Source organism: Anaerococcus lactolyticus S7-1-13, assembly GCF_000758765.1.
GTDB classification, from domain to species: domain Bacteria; phylum Bacillota; class Clostridia; order Tissierellales; family Peptoniphilaceae; genus Anaerococcus; species Anaerococcus lactolyticus.
The window spans coordinates 1-5021 of the sequence record NZ_JRMW01000003.1 but is presented as its reverse complement, the minus strand read 5'-3'; the positions used below and the strand labels follow the sequence as shown (position 1 = coordinate 5021).

The 5021-nt window shown below is 36.3% G+C and carries 4 protein-coding genes; 2 read left to right on the top strand and 2 right to left on the bottom strand.

Going from position 1 to position 5021, the window contains the following annotated elements:
- Positions 1–283 precede the first annotated feature (283 nt).
- Together HMPREF1630_RS00150 and HMPREF1630_RS09285 are read right to left on the bottom strand one after the other, a co-directional pair.
- On the bottom strand, positions 284–1537 hold the full coding sequence (locus HMPREF1630_RS00150) for an FprA family A-type flavoprotein (protein ID WP_037325904.1): 1254 nt from the start codon (positions 1535–1537) through the stop codon (positions 284–286).
- Positions 1538–1550: 13 nt separating this feature from the next.
- A complete protein-coding gene (locus HMPREF1630_RS09285) occupies positions 1551–3476 on the bottom strand; it encodes an acyl-CoA dehydrogenase family protein (RefSeq protein WP_081931839.1) in 1926 nt (641 codons plus the stop codon).
- A 408-nt stretch (positions 3477–3884) separates the two neighbouring features.
- Between HMPREF1630_RS09285 and HMPREF1630_RS00140 the strand changes: the two genes are divergently transcribed.
- Positions 3885–4496: a hypothetical protein gene (locus HMPREF1630_RS00140; protein ID WP_037325902.1), complete on the top strand. Its 612-nt coding sequence runs from the start codon at positions 3885–3887 to the stop codon at positions 4494–4496.
- 203 nt (positions 4497–4699) lie between these two features.
- Positions 4700–4879 (top strand): hypothetical protein, encoded by a 180-nt coding sequence (locus HMPREF1630_RS00135; protein WP_037325901.1) that lies wholly within the window; start codon positions 4700–4702, stop codon positions 4877–4879.
- The last annotated feature ends 142 nt before the right edge of the window (positions 4880–5021 follow it).

Sequence of the window (5021 nt, the reverse complement as noted above, 5' to 3'; positions counted from 1 at the left end):
TGTATTCCTGGGTGGCAGGATTTTTGACTTTGCCTTGAGATGAGCAGGCTGTTAGTATCAATATTAGGGCTATGATTTTAATTATTTTTTTCATAATATCCTCCTCATTTTTGTTAATTAAATAATAACATGACTTAAAAAAAATACAATTACAAATTTTGTAAGTATTTGAAATAAGAAAATTTTCATTATTACTACTTTAAGTGTTAATATAGCAGTCGGCGACAAAAATTTTTAGACAATATGCAAAAAGGCGAGGATTTCCTCGCCTTTAGTTTTTTATTTATTTTTTGCCTTTGTTTTGAGAAGCTGTTTTTTCTTTTTCTTCTCTTCTCTTCTTCATTGAGTCGAAGATTCCGTCTACCATTGCATCCATGTCTGGTTCTTTTGCTTTCTTTAGTGAAGATACCATATCTAGACCTTCTGGTAGGACGTCCATTAGTCTCATTTCTTCGTCTAAGAATTTTTCCATTTTTTCTGCTGCTTGTGGAGCCCATGTTCCGTTACCGATGATTGATACTGCTCTGTTTTGTAGGTTTAGAGCTTTCATATCTTCTAGGTAGTTGAGCATTACTGGATAGATGCCTAGGTTGTAGGTTACTGATGCTAGGACGATGTTTGAGTATTTGAAGCTTTCTGCGATTAGGGTTGATACGTGTGTGCTTGATACGTCTCTTAATGAGATGTTGGTCATGCCTCTTTCACATAGCTTGCTTGCTAAAGCTTGGGCTGCAAATTCTGTGTTGCCGTACATTGATGCATATACGATTAGGACACCTTCTTCTTCTGGTTCATAGGTTGCCCAATGTACATATTTGTCGATGATGTAGCCGAAGTTGTCTCTCCATACAAGGCCGTGTAGTGGGCAGATGTATTTAAGGTCTAGACCACCTGCTTTTGCTAGGGCTTTTTGTACGAATGTGCCATATTTGCCTACGATGTTTGTGTAATATCTACGTCCTTCGTCTAGGTAGTCTCTGTCCCAGTTTACTTCGTCTGCGAATAGTCTACCGTTGTTTGCGATAAATGATCCGAAGGCGTCTGCTGAGAATAGGACCTTGTCGTATGAGTCATAGCTCATTAATACTTCTGGCCAGTGTACCATTGGTGCTTCTACGAAGGTGAATTCGTGTTTACCAAAGCTTACTGTGTCGCCTTCTTTTACTTCAATATATCTGTCATCTACGTGATATCCAAATTGTCTCATGAACATAATTCCTTTTTCAGAAGAAATTATTTTTAGGTTTGGATATCTTTGTAGCATTAATTCTATTGATGAACAGTGGTCTGGTTCCATGTGGTGAACGATTAAGTAGTCTAGGTCTCTGCCGTTTAGGACTCTTGCTACGTTTACCATGTATTCTCTTGTGATTGCCCAGTCTACTGCATCGATTAATACTGTTTTTTCATCCATTAATAGGTAGGAGTTGTATGATACACCTTCAGGTATTGGAAATATATTTTCAAATAAGGCTAATCTTCTGTCGTCTCCACCTACATAATATAAATCATCTGTTACTTTTCTAACTGTATACATTATTTCCTCCTACTTACTTTCTATCTGCTGGGAATTCCATTTTAATGAATTCTTCTTTGGCTTCGCCAGAAACAGGTGATACCCAGCTGTCAGGAAGTTTGTCAAATGGAGTGCCTGGCTCGATTCCTTGAGTTGGATCTCCTACTTTAGGGTCATATTCATAACCTGAACCTAAGTCTACATAAATGTCTTCTTTTGGAGCCATCTTTCTTGGTTTGCTTCTCTTGATTTTTGGTTGTGGTGGTGCTGGTTTCTTTTCTTGGCCATTATCAAGTTCTTTGATTAATAGTGGAAGAATTTCCATAGCATCGCCTACTATACCGTAGTCACAGTTGTTGAAGATGTGAGCGTTTTTGCTGTTGTTGATTGCAACGATTGTTGATGCATCTTTCATTCCCTTTAAGTGTTGGCCAGCTCCTGATACACCTACGCCGATGTAGAGGTTGCCTTTAAAGCTTTGACCAGACATACCGATATATCTATCTAGTGGAACGTATTTTAAGGTTTCTGCTACTGGTCTAGATGATGAAATAGCTGCACCTGCTTGGTGAGCAAGTTCTTCTATTAGTTTCATATTTTTCTTTTCACCTATACCACGACCTGCTACAACTACTCTTGGTGCTTCAGCAATTGGTGTCATTGGGTCGATACCAATAGTAAAGTCATAACCGTCTTTCTTTAGGGCTGCTACTAGGTTTTTAACTGCTTCTTTTGGATCTCCTTCGAAGATTTCACCCTTACGAACGCCTGCTATTGGAGCAGCACTGCCTTTTGAGCCAGCTCTTTGCATCTTTGGAGCACGTCCTACAGTGTGAGCACCAACTACTACTCTCATGATTTCGTTAGTACCTTCATAGATTTGTGTAATCTTAGCGTCTCTGAAGAATCTTTCTACATCAACACCCTTGATGAAACCTGAACCACCGTAAAGTTGAACTGCTTCAGTTGTAATCTTCATTGCTAAATCTGATGCAACTTGTTTAGCCATAGCTGCTTCTGCAGAATATCTTTCATGATTTTCTTTAAGCTCTGCAGCAGAATAAATCATAAGTCTTGCACCACGTAAGTATGTTGCCATATCAGCAAGTTTAAATGTGTTTCTTTGTAAGTGAGCTATTGGCATGCCAAATTGTTCACGTTCTTTTGCATAAGCAAGGGCGGATTCATATGCACCTTGTCCAATACCTAGGGCTTGGGAAGCTATACCGATTCTACCACCGTCTAGGGTAGCCATAGCTATAGCAAAACCTTGGCCTTCTTTACCAAGTAGGTTTTCTTTTGGAACTTTTACATTATCAAAATGCAATTCAGCTGTAGAAGATGATCTGATACCTAATTTGTCATAGTGATCAGAGAAGGTGAATCCTTCAAATTCTTTTTCTACGATGAATGCTGAAATACCATGAGTACCTATACCAGGTGTTGTAACTGCAAATACTACATAAGTATCAGCCTTTGGAGCATTTGTGATAAAGATTTTTTTACCATTTAATATATAGTGATCGCCATTAAGAACTGCTGTTGTTTCTGTACCACCAGCATCTGAACCAGCGTTTTCTTCTGTTAGACCAAAAGCACCTATTTTTTCACCCTTAGCAAGTGGAACAAGATATTTTTGTTTTTGTTCTTCAGTACCGAAGGCAAAGATTGGCCAGCTACCTAAAGATGTGTGAGCTGAGCAAATAACACCAACACCACCATCTACTCTAGATAATTCTTCTACTGTAATTGCATAAGAAATTACATCAAGACCAGCTCCACCATATTCCTTTGGATATGGGATACCCATAAGTCCAAGTTCACCCATTTCCTTAACTATATCATCAGGAAATTCGTTTTTTTGGTCAAGTTCAAAGGCTATTGGTTTTACCTTCTCTTCTGCGAAAGCTCTGACTTTTTTTCTGAGCTCTTCGTGTTGTTCTGTTGTCTTAAAAAGCATATAATCCTCCTTACATTATTATCCTTATACTACTATTGTAGCCTTAAGAAAACGTTTTGTCAAATATATTTTTTATGACAAATATCTTATAAATTTGTTTGCCAAAACTCTCCTTTCTTCAAAAATAGCTAAAAGTTAATTGTCCTAATTAACAATCGTCTAGCAAGGTTAAAAAGCTTAACCAAACACATTTAAAACCTAGCTTTTAAAACACTTTTCTCACTATTATTTATATCCATTTTTGAATTTTTAAAACTTGTAAACCTATAATTGATTATAACTTTTTGAAAATTTCTGGTAAAATAAGAAAACTTGGAACAAAATAAAAATCTTTCTACAAATGAAGGCTTAAAATTTTTTTAAGTTTTATCTCTCAGCTTTGGGGTATAATATCACTAGAGGTGTAATATGAAAAATAAATTATTAAAACCAGTTATTTTATCACTCTTGGCCCTAAGCCTTGTAGGCTGTGATGGAAAACAAATGGGCTTAACAGACAAAAATGCAGAAAATCAAATAGCAGAAGCTGATGAAGATATGAATAAAGAAAACAAACCAGCAGAAGATAATATAGACAAATCTAAATTAGAAAATACCGAAGATAAAAAAGAAAATAGCGATAAGGATAAAAAGGAAAGCGAAGATAAAAACCTTCACACAAAAGACGGAAAATATGTCACAACCCTCATAGCCAAGCTAAAAGGCGAGGCAGATGACTATATCACATCTACAGCCTATGCCTACAAAATCGAAGATGATAAGCTAGTAATTTCAGGCTCCTTTGACTACCACGAAGATCCTGACAACTATGAAAAGGTCGAAGAAATTAAAAACGAAGAAGACCATAAGTTTGTGATTAATGACAAAACCGAATTCCAAGCTGTAGGTGGCATGGCCCCTGCCCAAAAATTCACCAAAGAAGACTTCCTCAAGTACTTAGAGGAATGCAAGGATACTGGCCTTGCTTTGATAATCTATGTAGAAGATGGGATCGCAAAAACTGTAGAAATCTCATCATAGAACTAAGAAAAATCTTAAAATCTAAAACTCTTATCCCAGAAGCATTAATTTGCTTTTGGGATTTTTTTGTAATTTTTAAATATTCTCACCATATTATCTTGATAAAGTAATAAAAGTATGGTAGAATATAAGTATCAATAAGTTATCTAAGTAAATAGATAATTAGAAGACGTGAGTGTGATTTTTCATAGAAAGGAATCCCTATGTTTGACTATAAAGAAAACGATTTTAGTTCGTTCAAGATGCTTTTCACCCAGCTAGGCTGTGCCGTTGGAGCTTATACTAGCCTCGTTTTAAAAGATAAAATAATTTTAGTATTCCTTGCTTGTCTCGGTGCTGGTTTTCTACTTGGCACCTACTTGGATAAGAAAAAAGTTTGCTAAAATTAAGGATAATGAGCAAGACCTTCCTCCCTTTCAAGCAAATGATGCTTATAAAATTCTTTTAACTTATCTTGCCCATTCTAAGGTGATGTTGCAGAATAGTTAAAACTATTCTGCTCATCACTTTTTTCTTGGATATTTG

Excerpts from the sequence above, each read along its gene's own strand:
- HMPREF1630_RS00150 (WP_037325904.1), bottom strand. The coding sequence starts at position 1,537 with ATGTATACAGTTAGAAAAGTAACAGATGATTTATATTATGTAGGTGGA.
- HMPREF1630_RS09285 (WP_081931839.1), bottom strand. The coding sequence starts at position 3,476 with ATGCTTTTTAAGACAACAGAACAACACGAAGAGCTCAGAAAAAAAGTC.
- HMPREF1630_RS00140 (WP_037325902.1), top strand. The coding sequence starts at position 3,885 with ATGAAAAATAAATTATTAAAACCAGTTATTTTATCACTCTTGGCCCTA.
- HMPREF1630_RS00135 (WP_037325901.1), top strand. The coding sequence starts at position 4,700 with ATGTTTGACTATAAAGAAAACGATTTTAGTTCGTTCAAGATGCTTTTC.